The sequence below is a fragment of the Bradyrhizobium sp. 155 genome (assembly GCF_023101105.1).
Classification (GTDB): Bacteria; Pseudomonadota; Alphaproteobacteria; order Rhizobiales; family Xanthobacteraceae; genus Bradyrhizobium; species Bradyrhizobium canariense_D.
Window position 1 is genome coordinate 7,214,520 of sequence record NZ_CP064704.1, and the last position, 18,608, is coordinate 7,233,127.

The 18,608-nt window shown below is 63.3% G+C and carries 9 protein-coding genes; 1 reads left to right on the forward strand and 8 read right to left on the reverse strand.

Going from position 1 to position 18,608, the window contains the following annotated elements; genetic code table 11:
- Positions 1-3 precede the first annotated feature (3 nt).
- The gene (locus tag IVA93_RS34360; RefSeq protein WP_018460117.1) at positions 4-1,440 is read left to right on the forward strand and encodes a C25 family cysteine peptidase; all 1,437 of its coding nucleotides are present in this window, start codon (positions 4-6) and stop codon (positions 1,438-1,440) included.
- Positions 1,441-1,468: 28 nt separating this feature from the next.
- Here the strand turns inward: IVA93_RS34360 and IVA93_RS34365 are convergent, their stop codons facing one another.
- The 8 genes from IVA93_RS34365 to IVA93_RS34400 form a co-directional block, all read right to left on the reverse strand.
- A complete protein-coding gene (locus tag IVA93_RS34365) occupies positions 1,469-2,854 on the reverse strand; it encodes a hypothetical protein (protein WP_247789500.1) in 1,386 nt (461 codons plus the stop codon).
- On the reverse strand, positions 2,851-7,698 hold the full coding sequence (locus IVA93_RS34370) for an ATP-binding protein (RefSeq protein ID WP_247789501.1): 4,848 nt from the start codon (positions 7,696-7,698) through the stop codon (positions 2,851-2,853). The genes IVA93_RS34365 and IVA93_RS34370 overlap by 4 nt, the downstream gene beginning before the upstream one ends.
- Complete coding sequence (locus IVA93_RS34375) at positions 7,695-9,785, reverse strand: CHAT domain-containing protein (RefSeq protein ID WP_247789945.1); 2,091 nt, start codon at positions 9,783-9,785, stop codon at positions 7,695-7,697. Before IVA93_RS34375 ends, IVA93_RS34370 begins: the two co-directional genes overlap by 4 nt.
- Positions 9,786-9,927: 142 nt before the next feature.
- Positions 9,928-11,610, reverse strand: a complete 1,683-nt coding sequence (locus tag IVA93_RS34380; protein ID WP_245288563.1) for a phospholipase D-like domain-containing protein — start codon at positions 11,608-11,610, stop codon at positions 9,928-9,930.
- Between the two features lie 86 nt (positions 11,611-11,696).
- Complete coding sequence (locus tag IVA93_RS34385) at positions 11,697-15,395, reverse strand: CHAT domain-containing protein (RefSeq protein ID WP_018460122.1); 3,699 nt, start codon at positions 15,393-15,395, stop codon at positions 11,697-11,699.
- A 707-nt stretch (positions 15,396-16,102) separates the two neighbouring features.
- Entirely contained in the window at positions 16,103-17,083 is a 981-nt protein-coding gene (locus tag IVA93_RS34390; RefSeq protein ID WP_247789503.1) for a cupin domain-containing protein, read from the reverse strand.
- A complete protein-coding gene (locus tag IVA93_RS34395; RefSeq protein WP_157643140.1) occupies positions 17,083-17,607 on the reverse strand; it encodes a MarR family winged helix-turn-helix transcriptional regulator in 525 nt (174 codons plus the stop codon). Before IVA93_RS34395 ends, IVA93_RS34390 begins: the two co-directional genes overlap by 1 nt.
- 38 nt (positions 17,608-17,645) lie before the next feature.
- Complete coding sequence (locus IVA93_RS34400; protein WP_018460125.1) at positions 17,646-18,521, reverse strand: fumarylacetoacetate hydrolase family protein; 876 nt, start codon at positions 18,519-18,521, stop codon at positions 17,646-17,648.
- Between the last annotated feature and the right edge of the window lie 87 nt (positions 18,522-18,608).

Sequence of the window (18,608 nt, forward strand, 5' to 3'; positions counted from 1 at the left end):
CTCATGGCTCACGATGACGATGCTCCAGTCCCGTTCGGTATTCGTGCCGACACCGGACTGCCGCTCAACGGGCTGACCGACGAGGTCATCAGCGCCCTGGTGGGCCGCGAGATCGAGCCCACCCCCGAAACCATGGCGCTGTCGAGCCGTGTCGATCCGGCCAACATCTCGTTCGCCACCGAGGGCGGCGTCGATCCGAGCGATCTGGCGCAGGCCGGATGGGGCGTCATCTACGCGCCAGGCGTCAGCCAGGCGATCAAGGATGCGCTGCAGCCGCTGCTCGACCATCGCAAGGCGCAGGCGCAGCCGTTCAAGATCTTCGACGGGCCGGACGGCTATCGGCCCGGCGACACCGCGAATGGCTGGCTCAATCGGCGCGGAGTGCGACTGGACGTCGTCGATCCGGAAAAGGGCGTGCCGTTCTATCTGCTGCTGGTCGGCCCCCCCGACCAGTTGCCGTTCGAATTTCAGTATTCCCTCGACATCTACTGGGCCGCGGGACGGCTGTGGTTCGACACCGCCGATGAGTTCCGCCGCTACGCCGAAAGCGTCGTCCGTTACGAGACGTCTGCCACGGTTGCGACGGCACGCCGCGGGACGATTTTCGCCACCGAGCATGACTTCGATGACGCGACCCAGCTGTTCATGCGCCAGGTGGCGCGGCCGCTGGCGGACGGCGAGAACGGTGGCAGCAGCGTGTGGAAGCGGCAGAAATTCGGCCTGCAAAAGCTGCTCGGCGAGGCGGCGACGAAGGCTGCGCTGGCGGACCTGCTGCGCGGCCAGATCCAGCCTGCGCCGGCCCTGCTCGTCAGCGGCAGCCACGGCATGCAGTTTCCGTTCGGCGACGCCCGTCAGCTGGAGGCGCAGGGGGCCCTGGTGTGCCAGGACTGGGATCGCTCCGGCCCGATCACGCAGGAGCACTGGTTCGCGGCTTCCGACGTTCCCGACGACGCCAAGCTTCAGGGCATGATGCACTTCCTGTTCGCCTGCTACGGCGGTGGCTGCACCGAAATCGACGATTTCGACCGCCTGAACAGGACGCCCAAAAAGATCGCCGACAAGGCGTTCCTGTCGCGCCTGCCGCAGCGACTGCTCGGGCATCCCAATGGCGGGGCGCTGGCGGTGCTCGCCCATGTCGAACGGGCCTGGGCCTATTCATTCCAGGGCCAGCGCGGCGGTTCGCAAATTCAAGGGTTTCGCGACGTGATCGGCCGGCTATTGAACGGCCAGCGCATCGGCCAGGCCACCGACATGTTCAACCTGCGCTGGGCGGCGATCGCAACCGAGCTCAGCGACATGCAGGCCGATCTTGCCAGGGGCGCTGATGTCGCGCTCCGCAAGCTCGGCAATCTGTGGGTGTCGCGCGACGACGCGCGAAATTTCCTCATCCTCGGCGACCCGGCGGTCCGGCTGCGGGTCGAGGACATGCCGCAGGTCTGAGGGTTGCCGGACCCGCGATCCGGGCGGCTCATTTGCCGTCAGGGGCATGCGCGATCGCGTCGGCGAGCAGGTCTGCAAGGGCGCGGCCACTTTGACGGTCGCCATCCTGCCGGGCCGCCAGATCGGCTTTCACCGCGGCCTCGTTCGCAACCGATCCGTCGCTGCTGCGGAACTGATTGACGAACTTTTTCCCAATCTGATCGACGATCAGTCCGAAGGCCCCGGCATGCTGGTTCGGTTGCGGGTTCTCGTGCAGCCACTGAGCCCCGGCGAAGAGCCGGCGTGGATCGGTAAAGTTGCAAAGATCGCGCGCCGACCCCTGACCCGCGGCTTCGCCGATGGTGCGATCGGCGAACGCATCGCCTGAAATTGAGATGATGTCGGTCAACCGGTGGCCCCGGTAGGGGCCGGCGTGGATCGCGTCGACCACCGTTGCGACGTCTTGCCTGAATTCGGGCATGGTTTCGAGCGGCCCATAGACCTCTTGCCAAGTCGTGCGGAGGCGCGCAGCGTCGGCCGCATGGTCCCGCTGCAAGGCTTCGAGCATCAATTCGACGCGCAGCGCGCGGCTCGGATATTTGCCGCCGCTGCGGATTTCGTTCTGCACCGAGGATACCGATGCGGTGAGCAGGTCCATCATGGCGCCGACGAAGGCCGGCCCCATGCACCGGCAGCCATAGAGATCGGCGAAGATCTCCGAGGCCCACCCCTTCCAGATGTAATCCTGTTCGAGGCCGGCATTCGACAACGCCGCGGCGATGTCGGCGGTCAGGTCAAAGTCGAATTCGACGACATGGCCGATTTCATGGGCAATGATAATGGCGCCGGGCAGATGAACCGCATGATACCAGGGCACGCTGATCAACGGGATCGGCAGGTATTTCAGCACGCGTAGAAATTGGTCTTCGCGCAATGCGCCCGCCGCCCCCGGGCCGGCGCGAACCTCGTTATGGAAACTGGAATCGCGGGGCGTCATGAATGGGCTCCACGTTGCCGTGAAGTACACCAGCGGCGGTCCCTTGCGATCGGGATCGAACAGCTGCATAGCCGGCCCGTAGCACTCCCAGGCCAAATCATCGCAGGCGGCGAGCACGCCGCGAAATATCGCGTCCTCCCGCAGCACGAGTTTGGCGCGAAATACCTCCCAGATCGAATGGGCGGCCAGAATCGAATTTTCCAGCGAACTCGCCTGGTCGAGCACGTTCGCGCCTTCAGGCAGGCGCGCGAGGACTTGCCTGACCGATTCGGTCAGCCCGTCGAGAACCTCCGCAACGCGGCCCACCTGCGTGTGGTGCCGGCGCAGCCCCAGCCCTTCGCATTCGGTCAGGGCCTTCCAGTGCGCCAATTCCTTGTCGAGGCTTTCGACTTTGGCGTCGATCTCGGCGCGCCGCCGCTGGTTCAGCCCGGCACTCATGGTAAAAACAACCGGTCTTCCGGATCGTTGGTCCACAACGCCGCCGCGTGCCGGGGCAGGAGCTGGTCGAGATCGATCGGCGGAACGTCGCGCAGTCGGTGAATCGGCGCCGTAACACTGTCGGACAGCAATGCGTCGGTGATTATGGCGCTCAGCGCATGCCGTTTGTCGGGCGTTGCGAGGCCGCAGCCGAGAACGCCGCGCGCCATGCCCAGTTCAAACAGCTCGGTTGCGAACATATTCCGCAGCAGCAGCATGCGAACGGCTTCGGCCGCGTTGAGCGGATGGGTGATGTCGAGAATGACGAATGGCGGCCGCGACAGGCCGCGCAGCAGCCTTCCCAGGAATTGCGCGGTGGTCAGGCTGGCCTCGCCATAGCTTGATCCACCTCCGATCGACTCCAGCCGATGGGTAGTGCTTGCAAAGTCCAGATAGGGGCCCCCGGATCCCTCGCGCACGGCGGCAACGATGTGTATCAGGGCCGGAGGATCGTTCTGATTAATCGCGTCAAACAAAACTTTGACGTCGCTGACATGCATGATGAACGGCTTGATGCCGCCGCTATAGTAAACGTCCTGGAGGCGGAATCCGCTAGACGCGGAAATGCTGACGTCGTCCTCGCTGCTTGCCGGCATCAGCAAGAGTACAGCGGCGTCACGCATCCGATCCCCGGCGATCGAGGCGCGGGGCGGCGCTACCGACGATTGCCGGCATAGCGCGCCGCCGAGTTCCCAGGGCAGCGCCGCAACAGCCCTGCTCGGCAGAATCGCGGCGTCCTCGGCATGCCGGTTGCGAAGGACGCCGCGGAGTTCCGCCTCGAACGCGCGCCAGCTGCCGGACAGGAAATCGATCGCGAATGCGTGCGACGTGGCTGCGTTGTTCAGGGACGGCGACAAATCCGATTGGGAAATCGGGATCGCGTTCTGAGCCGGCGCGTGGTCGAGGCTCGATGCGGGAACGCTCGCAGAGCTGCGTTCCGGCTGCGCCGGGGGAGACAGTCCGAGCGCTTGATACAAATCCGCGGCTTCGCGGTGCAGGCGGGAGCGATCCTCCGGCGGCGCAACCCTTGCCAGCAGGTCGAGGCGGCGAGCTTGCCAGATATTCGGAAGTTCGTCGGCCGGCGAATGCGCGCCAAGCATCTCGCGCGCGGCTGCGGCATCGCCGGCGCCCAGCGCCTCCTCCGCGGCCTCGCACACCAGCGCGTCATGGAACGGGGTGCCTGCCAAATCCGTGGTCCGGACCCGATCGAGCAGATACCTGAACCGGGTGGTGGTCTGCCCAAGGCGTTTTCGCGCCTGGTTCAAGTGCCACGCTCTCAACAGCCGGCCTTCGCCGGCGTCCTTGAACTCGGTGGCGGCTTCCTTGAGCCAGCCGGCACTGGCGCGGTCAAGCTCCCTTCCGGCGTCGTCGATCCTGCCGAAAACCCGGTAAACGTCGGCGCGCCGGATCAGCAGTTCGATGCCGCTGGACAGATCCGATCCAGGGCGCGCGAACTGTCCGATCAGCCGCATGACGAAATCCGCGGGAACATCGATGCCGCCTTCGGCATATCTGACCCAGTCCAGCGCCTCCGCCGTCCGGCTGATCGGCTGGATCTGGCCGATCGTCTCGCGCACGTCTTCCAGGAATTCGGCCGAGGCTTCGCGCAGCTTGAAGACCAGCGCGAACATCAACACCCGTGCGTGCATGTGCGGCGGGACGGCGGGGCGCTCGATCAGCATCGCCACGATGGAGCGCGCCAACTCGGTGCGGCCGGTTCGGCACAGCACGAACGCCATCAACAGATTGAGCTCGGTCCGGATCTCGAGATCCTCGCTGCCGGGCAGGGAGAGCGCCGACGAGATCTCCGTCTCGGCCTCCTTGTAGTCCTGCATCGCGCGCGCCTTCATGGTCGCCGAGAGCACGGCGCACCGCGCCGGTCCCGCCGAAATGACGCCGAGAGCGTACATCTTGGCCGCCGAATCCCAATCATTCGATGCGGCGCGAAACTGGAACAACAACGCCCGAGCCTCAGCCCGCTGATCCAGGCACCGCGCCCGTTCGCTCTCGTTATCGGCAACCGTCAGACCCTGTTCACAGGCACGCAGCGCCCTGAACGGCTCGGAGTCCATGATCGCAAGCCGTCCTTCGAGAAGCTGGAGCGACGTGGCGGCGGGCAGCGTGTCGGCCGGCATCGTGCGCATCTGGATCAGCCGTTTCGCGGCGGTCGAACCGTCGCCCACGCCGATGGCATACCAAGCTTCGTGGTTGATGACGCGGGCGCGGGCGCGGGGATTTTGAGCGCTGCGCGCCGCCGAACTCAGCGCCTCGATGACGGCGGCGTGCGCGCCGAGGAATGTGTAGTGGAAGGCCAATGCCAGATGCAGGTCGGTGGTCGTGACGCCGGCCCATTCGGCATCCGGCAGCAGCCGCAAGGCCTCGCGCAGGTGGACCGGGGTGTTGGCGGCCGGGAACTTCAGCAGGATGTTGGAAAGCTGGAATTGCAGCGTGAACGCATGACGGGCGCCCTCCGCACCCGGGATCGCCGCGCGCAGATATGCCGCAGCCTTCTCGGGCGAACCGGATTGCCAAGCCCAGAAGATCTGCTTGAGAGGAAGTGGAATCGCGTCCTCGAGGCCAGGCTTCCCGGCGGCGATGTCGAGGGCGATTTCGATGTGCCGGTTGAACTCGTTCCGGTTGACCGGCTCGACGAATTTCAGTCCCGCCGCCTGCATCAGCAATTCCGCGGCTTCGCAATGCGCGGACACTAGCAGTTCGGGCGAGGAAACCCCCGGACGGGGGTTGCGCTCGGCCTCCGCATAATCGCGGCCGAGAATTTCCGCCGCGACCGGCACGGCCGCGGCGGGACCGAACCGGTTCGCCGCGCCATGCACCTGTCCGATCCAGAATTGCTTCGCTTCGGTGTCGTTCGCCTGAAAGCGATGGAAGATCGCCTCCTGAAGATAGCCGAGCGCGACCTCGGCCGCGGATTCCGATTCCGCCTTGCGCTCGAAATAGGCCGCGGCCGCGAGCTGCAATTCGGCGAAAATGTCCTGTCCACGCAGCAATTCGCGGGTCGGAATGACCACTTCGGGATGAAAATGCAACTCGGTCTGCCCGTGGTCCTTGACCGACGTCAGCCATCCCCGATCGCGCTCGTAGGCGGATAGCTGGTTCCAGAGCCCTTCCATGCCGTCCTTTTCCAGCGCCTCGACGGCATCGGCGTCGGGTTTCCAGACATCGCGGCTGTGGTCGTCGAGACCCTTGCCGGGCTCGTCCTTTTGCTCGCCGCGCAGCGCTTTCAACAGCGGCGGCAGCAAGACGGCTTCGGCGAACTCCAGAGTCAGGTGCCGGGCGATGACGCCATACCGGATCATCCAGCGCACTGACTGGGATTCTATGCGCTTGATTACTCGCTCGATCAGATAGGCGATGTCGACGCGCGGAAAACGTCTTACTTCATCGGCCGTGAGGTTGGTGCGATTGAGCGCCAGCTCGGCAAACATGGCGAGCTTGAACGGATTGCGCCCGATCAGCCGGTCCTCGGAGGGCTTCGCCGCCGTATTTTCCTCGGCTTCGGTACGCTCCACGATCGCGTCCCGGACCGAACCCGACCCGATGCCGCGCTTTTCGAGATATTGATGGGCCTCAGTGTCGGTGAAGCGGGGCAGGTCGTAGGAATGGAATTCGCCGGCGCGTAGCACATTGCTTCGGGCGGCGATGTTGTAGCGGCCTGACAGCACCAACGTGAGCGTTGGGCAAATTTCATGGATCAACCGAAGCGCATCCACGCATCGCTCCAGCCAGTCGGCGGCCGACAGAGTGGCCTCTTCGAGCGTATCCAGCATCACGACAATGGGAGAAGTGATGCGTGCGCCGCGGATCTGTCGCCTGATTTCATCGATCAGGTCGGGGTTCCAGCCGCTCTTGAGCTCCTCAACGCGCAGCTTTTCGAGCAGCGATCGTAATGTGTCGCCGCCTGACGGCTGCTGGGTGAATCGCTCGATCATTCGCCGGAATAGCTGCAGCGGGAACTTGCGCAGATCGTTGAGGCGCCACTCATCGAAGTCCAGCCGGGCGCACAGGATCCGCTTCGGGACCAGATGGCGCGCCGTCAGCCAGCGCTGGAATATGGTTTTGCCCGCACCGCCGGTCGCATGGAGATGGAAGATCCAGACTTTGTCGCCACGCGTTCGGTTCATCACCGACAGGAAGTTCGCCAGCAACTCCGGCCGCTCGAAGTAGGAGCCGGTCTTGTAATAATCGTCCAGGAACAGGACGCGCGCGGCGTGGACCAGCTGCATCTCCCGCCACACGGCCGACACCTGCGATCCGCGCCAACCTTCCTGAAGGCGCAACATCTCGAGCAGCGCGTTGCACTGGGCCAGGTCGTCTGCCTCATTGGCGCGGTTGAACCATTTCTGAAAAAACGGAATGACCCGCTCCGGGTCGGTCGAGGCTGCCAGATGATACACCGCGGCAAGTTGCGCCTCGGGCTCGTCCCTTGCCACGAAATGATACCCGATATCGGTGTTGCGGCGCTTCCAGCCATGTGGTTCGGCCTGCCAATCCTTGAGCACGCGTGTCCGCTCGCCATCTTCGATCGACCAGTGGCCGGGCCGAAGCCGGCGCACCTCGGTGTTCTGGATGAATTCTTCGAGCGGAGGCCTGTCCTTGAGATCTTTGCAGAGCGACGCATAAAGCGGCTCGTCGAACCAGCGGACGAGCGCGCACTGCTTGATCGCCTCGGCCACGCCCGGCGGCCGTTGCGGCCGAATCTTCGCGAGAACCTCGTCCAGCGGCATGTCGGCCGGGAAGCTCTTCAGCGTTTGCAGCAGAATGGTTGCGATGTCTGGAAGACTCATCGCATGCGCTCCACGGCATTATACAAATTTTCGTAGTTGTCTCGCATCATGTTTCGGATCACCCGCAGGCGGGCCAATCCCAGCGGTGCAGGAGCCTCCCGTTGCGGCGGACGCATGAACAAGACGCTCGCCAGATCCTTGATCCATTCTTCATCCTTGAACCACATCATTTCGACGGCGAGAGCGGTCAGTTCGTCGTTCGAGATATTGGTGGGCAGTTGATATCTCGCCACCCGGCCGGCGTATCTCGCCGGCATCGGCGCCAGCCTGAACGCCGATTCCTGCGCATTCGTCGCGACAATGGCGACCTTGACCGGACTGGACGGCGCGTCGGCAATCGGCAGGACCAGGCGCTGGAGCAGCTGTTCGAATTCGTCGACCGGCAGCAGGCGTTCTCGTCCTCCCACGCCGCCTTCGAGCTGATCGAACACCAGCACCAGCGGTTTGTCCCCCGCCGCGGCGCGCAACGCCTCCAGGAAGAACGCTCCGATTTCCTCCTCCGGCCGTCTTTCGCCCAGCGCCGTGAATGGCTGCCCCTCGTCGGTAATCTCCGCTTCCGCATGATCCGCCTCGATCCATTCGCCAAAGGTGCCGGTTCGGATCAGATGGTTCAGGCGCCAGTTGAATTGCCGGAACGCCGGCTTGGGCAGCCCGGCATGCAGATGATGGGTCTGGATGTCGCGATCGTCGGCTTCGCCGTCGCGGATTTGCCGAAGCACCGAGAGGAAGGTCTTGGGCTGCCCATCGTGCACCTTGATGTAGCGGACGCGCCCCCCCCCGATGACCCAATTCTCCATGCACCATTTCAGCAAGTGGGATTTGCCTGAGTTCTGCTCGCCGACGACGAGCAGGACGTTTTTTTCCGGACCGGGAGTCGCGATGCAGGGATAGGCCCAGTGGGTGAAGTCCCGCCGCGGCTCGCGGCAATTGGCAAACAGCCGCACGTCTTCGAATTCAGCGCACTTTTCGTAGCTCTCGTCGGCAGGGAGCGGCTGAGGCGCGAACAGTCTGGCATTCCGTTCGCGGACGGTCATTGCGGGCAGCGCCCAGCCGATGTCGCGGGGAACGCCCGGAATGACCGCGCGCGCCTGGTTCATGGCGTCTTCCAGGCTCGTGCCGGTCGCCAGGCTTTTGTACAAGGCGGCCGCAAAATCCCCGGCGAGATTGCCGCTGACGTCTGCCTGCATGGCCAGCACGGCTTTGGCGCCGCCGGCGAGAAAGCTTCGGTGCGTGCTCCAGGCGCCGTACTGTTCGGCGGCGCTGCGGCATGCATTCAGGAAAACAAACGTCGGAACCCATCGTGCCCTGGGCAAGTCGTTGTCGATATTGTCACCCAACCAGGTCCAGGCACCGCCCGCGCTCTCGATGCGCAGGCCGTATTGTTCCGCTCCCGCGACCTTGATGCCGTGGCCGGCGAAGTGAAGGACATGTGGTTGAAAGCGCGCGATCCATTCCATCATCTCGGCGTGCGCCGGCCGGCGCATGCAATGGACGTCGACCGTTCGTCCGAGCGGGTGAAATGCCCGTTCGATGGCGTCGACTTCCTTGCCGACGCCGAGCCCCGCCTCATCGGCTTCGGTGCAACCGACCACGATCAGGATCCGGAACGGCCAGTTCGAGCGACGGTTGGTCGCCGGAACCGCGGCACCGGCTTGCTGTGTCAGCCGGCAGAGGCCCCCGATCAATGCCGGCCTTTGGCGGGGCGGCGTCGCGGGGCACGCCATTTCCCACGGCAACCGCTCCAGGGCGTCGACCTCGGTCTCGACATAGACCCGGGGGACGCCGAGTTGGCCCCAGCGCTGGCGCACGGCGCCGGCCGGCAAAAGCCATTCGTAGAGTGTTGTTGCAATCTCCTCATAGTCCGGATGACTGCGCCGTTCGGGTGTCACGCCGGATACTTTGCTGACAACATCCGTGGCGGGCGGGGGTGACGCGCGGCTGACATTTGCGGTCCAGCGACCTGTCGTCAGGTCGGCGTGCCGGATCAACCCGACCGTCTCCGTTCCGTCCTCTTCGATCAGGAGGACATCATAATCGGTATCGCCTGCTTGTCGTTGCGGTGTGATCCTGATCGTGACGGAAACCATTTTCACCTGAACTCCTTTGGCCGGTCCTATTGCATAGCCGGAGAAGATCTCGACGGCCTTGTAATTTCAGGGCCGTTCAATATCTCCGCGCGGAATTTGCCGCAGCGGTTGCCGGTCGTGCGCCCGCGACCGGCCTGCCGCCTCACTCGCCGTCCTCGAACACCGACGAAAAGGCGACGCGTTTGAAGCCGGGCGGCGTATCCTCGTCGTCCTTGGCGACGCGCGGACGGGCCGCCGTCGGGTGCGCGGTGGCAAGCGTGTTCCAGTCGTAGTCGTAGACCTCCGCGAGGTAGGTCGCGATTTCCTCATCGTCGAAGATCAAACTGGCGTCGCGGTTGGTCGCCACCCCCTCGTTCGACCAGTTGTGGCTGCCGAACACAACGATCTTGCCGTCGACGATGATCGTCTTGTTGTGGCAGGCCGGCTGGAACCGGAATACGTCCTTCGGAAAGTCGAGCCCGATCAGCACGTCGAGGCTCTCCTGTTTCATCAGGTCGCGGCAGATGATGCGGACATCGAGCTCCTTGTCGATCTTGTCCTTGAGCGCGCCGACCAGTTGGCGGAATTCCTTGAAGTCGTCCTCGGTGCCGCGGAAGTTGATGTACTGGTTCTGGAACCAGACGCTTTTCTTGGCCGATTTGATCAGCTTCAGCACCTGCTGCGCATAATTGTCCGGCGTCAGAAGCGGCTGCACGCTGACCTCGCGGTTCAGCCGCAGCGGCTTGAACAGCCGCGTCGGCTTGGCGAAGTCGACCGGTGCCGGCTCGTCTTCCGGCACGAACAGATCGGGGGCTGTAAAGCTGACGGCTTCGGCCTGCGCCGCGGACAGCTCGAAGTCCCGCTTGAGGTAGAACTCGTAGATCGACGCCAGCTTCTTGTTGCTGATGATGGCGTGGTAGTCGCGATTGAATTTTCTCTGGAATTGCGGCGGCAGCTTTTCCGGATGCGCCACGAACGGATGGACGTTGGGCTGGTTGGACGATTGCCAGTTGCCGCTGGAGAGCCAGAAGGCCTCGCCGTCGCGTACCGCGACCTTGATGTGATAGGCCGACGCGAACAGGCCATCCGGATTCTTCTTCGAGACCAGCGTCGCCCAGGTCTGCTCGAACCGCTTCTTCATTTTCTTTTCGAGCGACGGGATGACCGTTTCCTCTTCGTCGAGATCGTCCGCCTTGACGCCGCTCTTCGGCGGCTTCTCCGGCACCGGATGCAGGATCAGCTCGAACTTGCGCCCCGCCGGCGTGACGGCTGCCTCGATCGCCTCGAAGATATGCGGCGCCGTGAACTGATAAATCCCCACCGTGAGAGATTTCTCGGTTCCGCCAAGGAAGGTTTCCAGCTCGGTCCAGCCGGCCTCCGGACTGACGCAGATCGTCATCTCCATCTTTTCCTTGACCAGTGGCAGGTTCGGCGGGTCGGGTGGCTCATAGGCCCCGGTCTTGGGCGGCAGGAAAGCCAGCGGTTCGTCTCCGCCGAGCATCTTCTCAAACGCCGAGACCATCGATCCGTCCGGCATTCCGAACGAGACCGGCTGTTTGTTGTCGGCGGCCAATTGCTCTTCCACGGTGGCGTCGATCGCCGTGAACGGCACCGCGAACTTTGCCTCCAGCTCGGCGGTCTGCACCGGCGTCGTGCCGGGCGTCACGGCGACCACGATGGCCGGGATCGGCTTGCCGTCCGGCGGATATTTATAGCCCGGCCGGGTTGCCACGACGTCCTTGACGCCGGCCAGCTCCTGACGCGCCTGGGCGACCACTTTCATGATCGGTTCGAATGAGGCCCGCACCGCCTCCGGTACCTGCGGAATGCCCGGTTGATCCATCATCGTTTCCTGCTTTCAAGAATTAATCACTGGAATCGCAACTGATCTTCCGCCGCCGGCATAACCGGCGGATGACGTTACCTCGGGCGTCATGCCAGGGCGTCGCTGCGGATTCGCACCGCGGGATCGCCGAGCAGGACGTAGTTCTGCGCGTCATTCCGTTCGAGCCACCTGGTGACGAGTTCGCGGTCGCTGAGGCGCGTCGCGTTTGCCGCGGTCGGCGACGTCGCGCTCAGCAGCAGCACCGACAGCGACGCAAACTTGGCGCCGAAAAATCCGGATATCGCATGCCCCACCGGTCCGCCTTTCAGGATGGAGCCGATGCTGTTGCGGAAGGCGCCGATCTGCGGACCGGACGTCTTGGGAGTCTCGATCGAAAAGCCCCAGGCGCGATCGATGTGGCCGATCACCGCAAGGGCGCTGCCGTTCGGATGGGCCAGCAGGCGCTGCGGCAAGGCGGCGATGAAGGGCTGCGGCGCCAGCGGCGGCGCCCGGCCGGCCTGCGAAAGGTTCATCAGGAACTGATCGGCATCGGGCGTGCCGGCGCCAAAGCAGGCGAACAGCAAGGCGACCACGCCGTTGACATTGGCGTCGTCAGCGACGTCGGCCGCGGCCAGCATATGCTCCTTGTCCACGCTGCCGAAGCCGGGCCAGTCCTGGCACAGCAGCGCGCCCTGGTTGGTGGTCTGGGCGGCCTGGCCGGACCGCATCGCCATGCCGTGTGACGCCGTGAACAGCATCGCCGGCGGCGTCTTGGCATGCAGCGTTTCGAGCAGGCTGGCCTTGGTCGCATCGTCGCCGAGCAGCAGCTTGCGCTCGTAGCCGACCTCGGTGTTGACGGCCCGTTTCAGCGTGCCGGTCGCGCCGGCGATTCCCTTGGCGAGCGGGTCGACCAGCATCGAGGCGCTGAGTTCGGTGGCCGCGTCGCCGAGATGCCGCGTGCCCCAATAGGCGATTTCCTTGCGGTTCAGCGACCTGGCGCTCTCATAGGCGACCGTCGAACGCGCATAGCGCTGATACCCCTCCGGCGTATCGAAAGACAGCCTGCCGATCGCATAATCGACGCCGAGCAAATACTGAAACTCGAACGGGATCAGTTCGGGCGGTCCGACCAGCAGCAGATAATACGGGACGATCGGGGGGTCGATATTGCCGGGCGATATTCCGTGACGAGCGTACCAGTCGCGCGCCTGCTCGCCCTTTCTGTAGTCGAGTTCCTTGAAGAGCCCGTTGGCCTGAGTCCGGCGCAGCGCAATCAGTGGTTCCAGCGCATCGTGGATTGGCTGCGGCGTGTCGGTGTGGAAGATGATGGCCCATCCCGACTCTTGCAGCTTGTTGGGATCCATGTTGAACGGCAGCGCGAACGAGCGAGGCTTGTCGCCGTGCATGTCGCTGAAGTGATCGGTACCGGGATTGGCCAGCACCTGCTTGGCGAGATCGCCGATCGATCGCGGCGGGAAGGCGTATTTCCCGGTGTCCAGGTCGATACCGTTGACGTAGACGAGATTCGGATCGGGTGTTTGAGAGCCGGCGTTCGGATCCGAGGCTGCCATTTTCGCAACTCCTGAGGTTGAAGACGTCGACCGCGTATCGAGCGCCTTGACGGCGACGGCATCGCTTGCTGCCGCTTGCGAGGCTGCATCATCTGGGGCCGGATTGTTCGGCATTGCCACCAGCTTGTCGCTCACCTGCCCGTAATGCTGATACGCGCCCCAACTGGGCGATTGCGGTTTGCGGATGTAGGCCATCTCGCGGGCTTTTTTCAGTGCCTCGCCGATCGTGGCCGGCGGCGCCGTGCCGATCAGGCCGCCGGTGGCGCCCGGACTGCTCAGTCCCATGATGCGGGCATAAAACCACCTTGCGCATTCCTCCGCGCAGGCATCGTCGACCTTCCAGCCGGCGCCGATGAAGTTGGGGATTCCGCGGGCGAAAAACGCCTGCGCCAGGCCGGCCATGTGGTCACGCTGTTCGTTGTGGTCGCTGGTCGCAGCCGAAAAGCAGGCATTGGCGAACACCAGCCGCGGCACCTGTCGGACGCGGAAAATGTCTTTCGCCGAGAGGATGCAGTCTCCGGCGAAAATCCAACCGGTCTGTCCGGTCTCGGGCTGGGAAATGCCATGACCTGCATAGTGAATCAGATCGAATTGTCCGTTGACGATCAGCATCGCGAGTTCGAGCGGCTGGCACGGCTCGGCGCTCACGACGCATTTGTTCTGGGCCTGCAGTTTCTCCAGCAGCACCTGACCGGCGGCGTCGTTGCAGGGACCGATGCGGACCATGGCCGTGATATCGTACCGCCCTTTCCAGGCCTTTCGGGCCTGCTCCAGCACTTCCACCACGGCCGCGCCCTCATTTCGCGCATGTGGCAACGCCAATTCATCGGGCGCAGGATCGGCGATGATGAGCGCCTTCAACCTGTTGTTCAGCGTTGGGGGGGAGGTGGGCGGAGGTGAGAGTACGGAACGAAATTGACGGGACACGGCCACCGTGGTGCTAAGGAAGGAAGCCTTCGCGAAACTCTTGCTGGTGGCCATCTCCCAAGGGTACACGGCCGTCGTTTCATCCACCTCCAAGGTCAGGTTGGCGGATCCTTCGGTCAGTCTCCGGAAGTCCTCGGGGATCAGGATATTGGTGAAGAATACGCCGTAATCCTCGCGCTGCTTCGTCGTGGAATCTCGCGTCATGTGATCGGCGAGATCGCGCAGGATGCGCGTGTTGACCTCCTGCTCCCGCTGCGGAACGACCGACACATCGGACAGCGCCGAGAACTGAAACACGTCGGTCATGAAGGGATTGACAGGCGGGCCTGCCAACAGCTTCTTGCGCTTCTTCAAGAACACGGATTTGCCCCGCATCGCCGCGGTCGCCGATTTACTGCGCGTGATCCGCAGATAATTCACCGGCCGGTCCGGTTCGACATCGACCGGGCGCGGCTCGAGGATCGGATCGGCCTCCGTGTCGGAGCCGCGTCGTACCGTTAACCTGACGTCCGGAAACGTGTTCTCGCCCGCCAGGGCCCGGAGCTGATCCTCGATTTCCTTCGATTTGGCCGCATCGGGATGCACGAGGACCACAGAGAGCGGTTGTGCGGCGGCGGAGCGCAGGCTGTCCCGATTCTTGCTGTCATCGTCGGCGATGGCACGAATGCGCTCATAGCCGTCGTGAATTCCCTGGACGAGGCCGCGAACCGCGTCCGCAACCGAGAGTTCGTTCCGCCGGATGCCGATCAAAGGGGCGGCGAATTCATTGTGCCCCATGACCTTGATCGCCACCACGATGTTGGAGACGATGAACTGAAGACCGTCGCGGGCAAAGCGTCCCGGCTCCCCCATACCCGCCAGCAGCAGTTTGTCTGCCTTGATCCTGCCGGCGCGCTGAAACTGTTCGAGGTTGATCAGGAAGAGCTCGCCGAGGCGCGATCCGATGATTCCGAGGTCGACCGCCCGCGTCAGCCATGAGTCGAGCAGACGGTCGAAGGACGCGGTCGGACCCGCGAAAGCCAGGCCGTCATAGCGCGCGCCAATCGCGACCGGCACCTTGACGTTAGTCATGCCGCCCTTGATGACGGTGAACTGCAGGTCGATAACGGGTCCTGTCGCCGGGGCACCCCAAACAGGATCGGTCGCGACGGGCGTCGCAGCCGGCTCCGGCGGTGCGACCGTCCCATCCGCCCGTGTCACACTTTCTGGCTTCGCGGGAACGTCGGCCGGTGCAGTCTGCTCGACGGCCCTGGCGACGGCCTTGGCGCGATCGCCAGTTTCCTTTTGCCGAATCTGCCCTGTTGCCACAGCGGAACTCGCGATGTCACTTGTCGGCGCAATTTCGGGCCAGCCAACCGACCTTCGTTCAAATCATTCAATAGAAATACGGAGATCGTGACACAACCTTCGGTTAAGTCAATCCCGTACTGCAGATAAGGCGCTGCAAACAGATGTCCGCGGAAATCGGGTCAGCCGAGAAATGGGACTCTCTCCCCCGATGCCGCAAATGCGCTAAAGCCGCCTGAAAACGAGGATTCCAAAAAAACCGGTCGAGTTTTGTGACCACCGCTGTGTACCACCTGGCCGGCCAATTCGCGCGTCAATCTCGGGCGATTTCGAGGCGTCCTGCGGGCGTTTGTTTCGGACCTGGGCAGCGGAAGCGGGGCGCGTTTGGGTCGAGAGCTGCCCTCAATAACCAGCACGACGGTGTCAACTCACCTCACGAAAGGAGACCTCGCAACGCGCCCGGCTGAGGTCAGCCAAAGGCCACAAGCGGCTGTGAGCAGATATTTGAGTTAGTATCACGGCTTTCGTGCGCGTACCGACGCAGGCATACGCACCCAAATTCGCTTTGTCTTGAAAGCTCTCGGCAAATCCACCCAAGCAGCTTGCCCTATTCGGACCTAACGCTTTCCCGCGCCGGCCTGCGAGGAGGCGGGCGCTTCCGAATCAGTGAAAGGCATGAAGATAACGACCAGTGGCGCCGAACTATTGGCGCCAAGTCGGCGCAGCCATCACACAAATTCCGATCTATAGTACCTGAAGGCTCGCATGAGCGGTTCGTCCGACAAACAGAAAAGCTGAGCATCCGACGACGCTTCGTGACTGAAGGCCGACCACGTCGGGACAACGACAGTGTCACCTCTTTGCCAGGCAAAAACACTGTCACCCACTCTCGTCGTACCCGTTCCCTCCATGACGACGAAAATCCGATTGGCTGTGGAACGCTGGCGGCGCGTCAGCTGGCCGGAGTTCACTCTTTCGACCGTGAGCCCCATCATGGGCATGTCCGGGGCCTCAAGGGTGATCCGCGGCCCGTGAGCTCCCTCGCTATCCGCGGCAGTTTTGTCCAACTCAGTCAAGATCAAATCGCGCGAGAATCTGAAACGCGAGCTCGCTGCGACCGAAGCAATCTTTTCGTACTTCTCAGGATGCTCTTCATAGAACATCGGCTCCATCAAATGCACCGACGGGATATCCAGGCCGTCCAGCCAGTAAGCCGGCTCCGAGCCCTCATGGCCATGCCCGTGCCAGTACCCACCGGGCGTCAAAATGACGTCGCCCGATTCCATCGGGGTCTTTTCGCCGTTGACGACGGAGTAGGATCGCTTGGCGTCGAGAATGACACGCAAGGCATGTGCCGAGTGACGGTGCGAAGGCGCCACCTCGCCCGGCAGGATCATCTGATAGGCGCAGACCAGGGTCCTTACGGTCGCGAAATTGTTGGCAGGAAATGGATTGCGCAGAATGAGATTACGGCGCTCGGCCAGCGCGACGTCGATCAAGTTTCCGGCCGACGCCAATGCACTCCGGACATGCTGATAGTGCCAATGAGCGGGCACAAAATCGGTTCGCGGTTCCTTCCAGAAGATCGGCCGGTCGCGGCTGATCCAGCCAGGCGTAACCTGCAGGCGCTCCGCCTCGCGATAGAGATCATCCAGCGATGTGATGCTGCCGTCGTGGACGGCGCGGTCCTGGGTCACTACATTATTCATCATGATCTCCCATCGGCTGGATTGGCGGCATCGTCATTCTCGTCGGCATCGGCGAGCATCTGCAGGCACTTCAGAAACACCGGCCGGAGATAATCGGGCAAAGGCGACAGCAACGCCTTCTGAGCTTCCAGAGCCTGTTCGACCACTGTCAACATCGCGGTCTTTCCGGTTTGCGTCAGAACGATCTCGACGGCGCGTCTGTCTCTTTCATGCGCGCGCCGCCCCACCAGTTTGCGATCGACCATCCGCTGCAGCATTTCGCCGAGCGTGCTGCGATCAAGATGCAAGCGGTTGCCGAGCTCGGTTTGGGGAAGCGGGCCCGCTTGAAACAACGTGAGCAGGACACCGAATTGCCGCGGCGTGAGGTCCGATTGCGCGGTGAATTTTTCGTAGAGGAAGGCCGCGCGGCTATCGAGCCGGCGGATGAGATACCCCGGCAATTCGTGAAGAATCAAACTCTTCGCAACGGACTCGATCCCTGCGGGGCTCGGATTGGTGGAGGAAGCTGTGGTTGCTTTCGGCAAGATACATTCCTGTAGCTGTGGGCAGTCCCGGAGGATCTTCAGATGCCGACGGGCACTGTCATTTCGCCGAGGCCATCGCATCCGGTCACGATGATATCGCCCGGTGACACCGCGCCGACACCTTCCGGCGTTCCGGTCATCAGGATGTCGCCGGGATAGAGCGTGTAGGCGCTCGACGCGATCTCGATCAGGTGCCGTATGCCCACGGTCATTGCGGCCGTCGATGATCGTTGCCGCTCGGTTCCATTTAACGTCAACCAGAGGGTCAGCTGCTCGGGATCGGCAATCTCGTCGGCGGTCGTGAGCCATGGGCCGAGCACGGTGTAAGAGTCGGCGGATTTGCGGAAGCTTCGCTCCTGCGCGCCGCGGACGCTCATATCCAGGCCGACGCAGTAGCCGGCGATGTGCTCCGTCGCATTCTCAGCGCGGATGTTCTTTCCGGCTTTTCCGATCACGACCACAAGTTCTGCCTCGTAGTCATTCCGCCGCTCTTGCCAGTTCAGGTTGATGCCAGGGCTTGGCCCGACCACCGAGGACGTCGCCTTCAGGAAGAGGCCGAGCGTTTCCACGGGACGCTCGAGCCCCGCCAATTGCTTGTTGTGAACATTATGGTGGACCGCCGGGTCCTTCGCGTCGATCTCCACGTGAAGACGGTAATTGGCCGGCGCCGCCATGACCTTCCCTGGATTGGCAATGGGGCTGCGCAACGCGACCCGCGCCAGATCGAATCGGCTGGCGTGCGGTTTCAGCTTCTCGGCAGCGCGGCACACCTCAGGCAGATGCGCGACAAGCGCATCTCCCATTGGAAACGGCCAGCGGCGGCTTGGCAGTGTCTCAGTCGATGAGGTGACGTCGTAGATGGTGCTGCCCTCGACCAGGCCGAGCCGGTCGTCGTTGAAACGGCACAGACGCATCGCGCGCTCCTCCCCGTGGATGGACTGGCATTGAAGCCGATTATTGTCCGTACACATACGATATGGCGACGCCGATGTCCAGACAAA

What these genes read in the sequence shown, in the direction of transcription:
- IVA93_RS34360 (WP_018460117.1), top strand. Translation starts at nt 4, where the DNA reads ATGGCTCACGATGACGATGCTCCAGTCCCGTTCGGTATTCGTGCCGAC.
- IVA93_RS34365 (WP_247789500.1), bottom strand. Translation starts at nt 2,854, where the DNA reads ATGAGTGCCGGGCTGAACCAGCGGCGGCGCGCCGAGATCGACGCCAAA.
- IVA93_RS34400 (WP_018460125.1), bottom strand. Translation starts at nt 18,521, where the DNA reads ATGCGTCTGTGCCGTTTCAACGACGACCGGCTCGGCCTGGTCGAGGGC.
- IVA93_RS34390 (WP_247789503.1), bottom strand. Translation starts at nt 17,083, where the DNA reads ATGAATAATGTAGTGACCCAGGACCGCGCCGTCCACGACGGCAGCATC.
- IVA93_RS34380 (WP_245288563.1), bottom strand. Translation starts at nt 11,610, where the DNA reads ATGATGGATCAACCGGGCATTCCGCAGGTACCGGAGGCGGTGCGGGCC.
- IVA93_RS34375 (WP_247789945.1), bottom strand. Translation starts at nt 9,785, where the DNA reads ATGGTTTCCGTCACGATCAGGATCACACCGCAACGACAAGCAGGCGAT.
- IVA93_RS34370 (WP_247789501.1), bottom strand. Translation starts at nt 7,698, where the DNA reads ATGAGTCTTCCAGACATCGCAACCATTCTGCTGCAAACGCTGAAGAGC.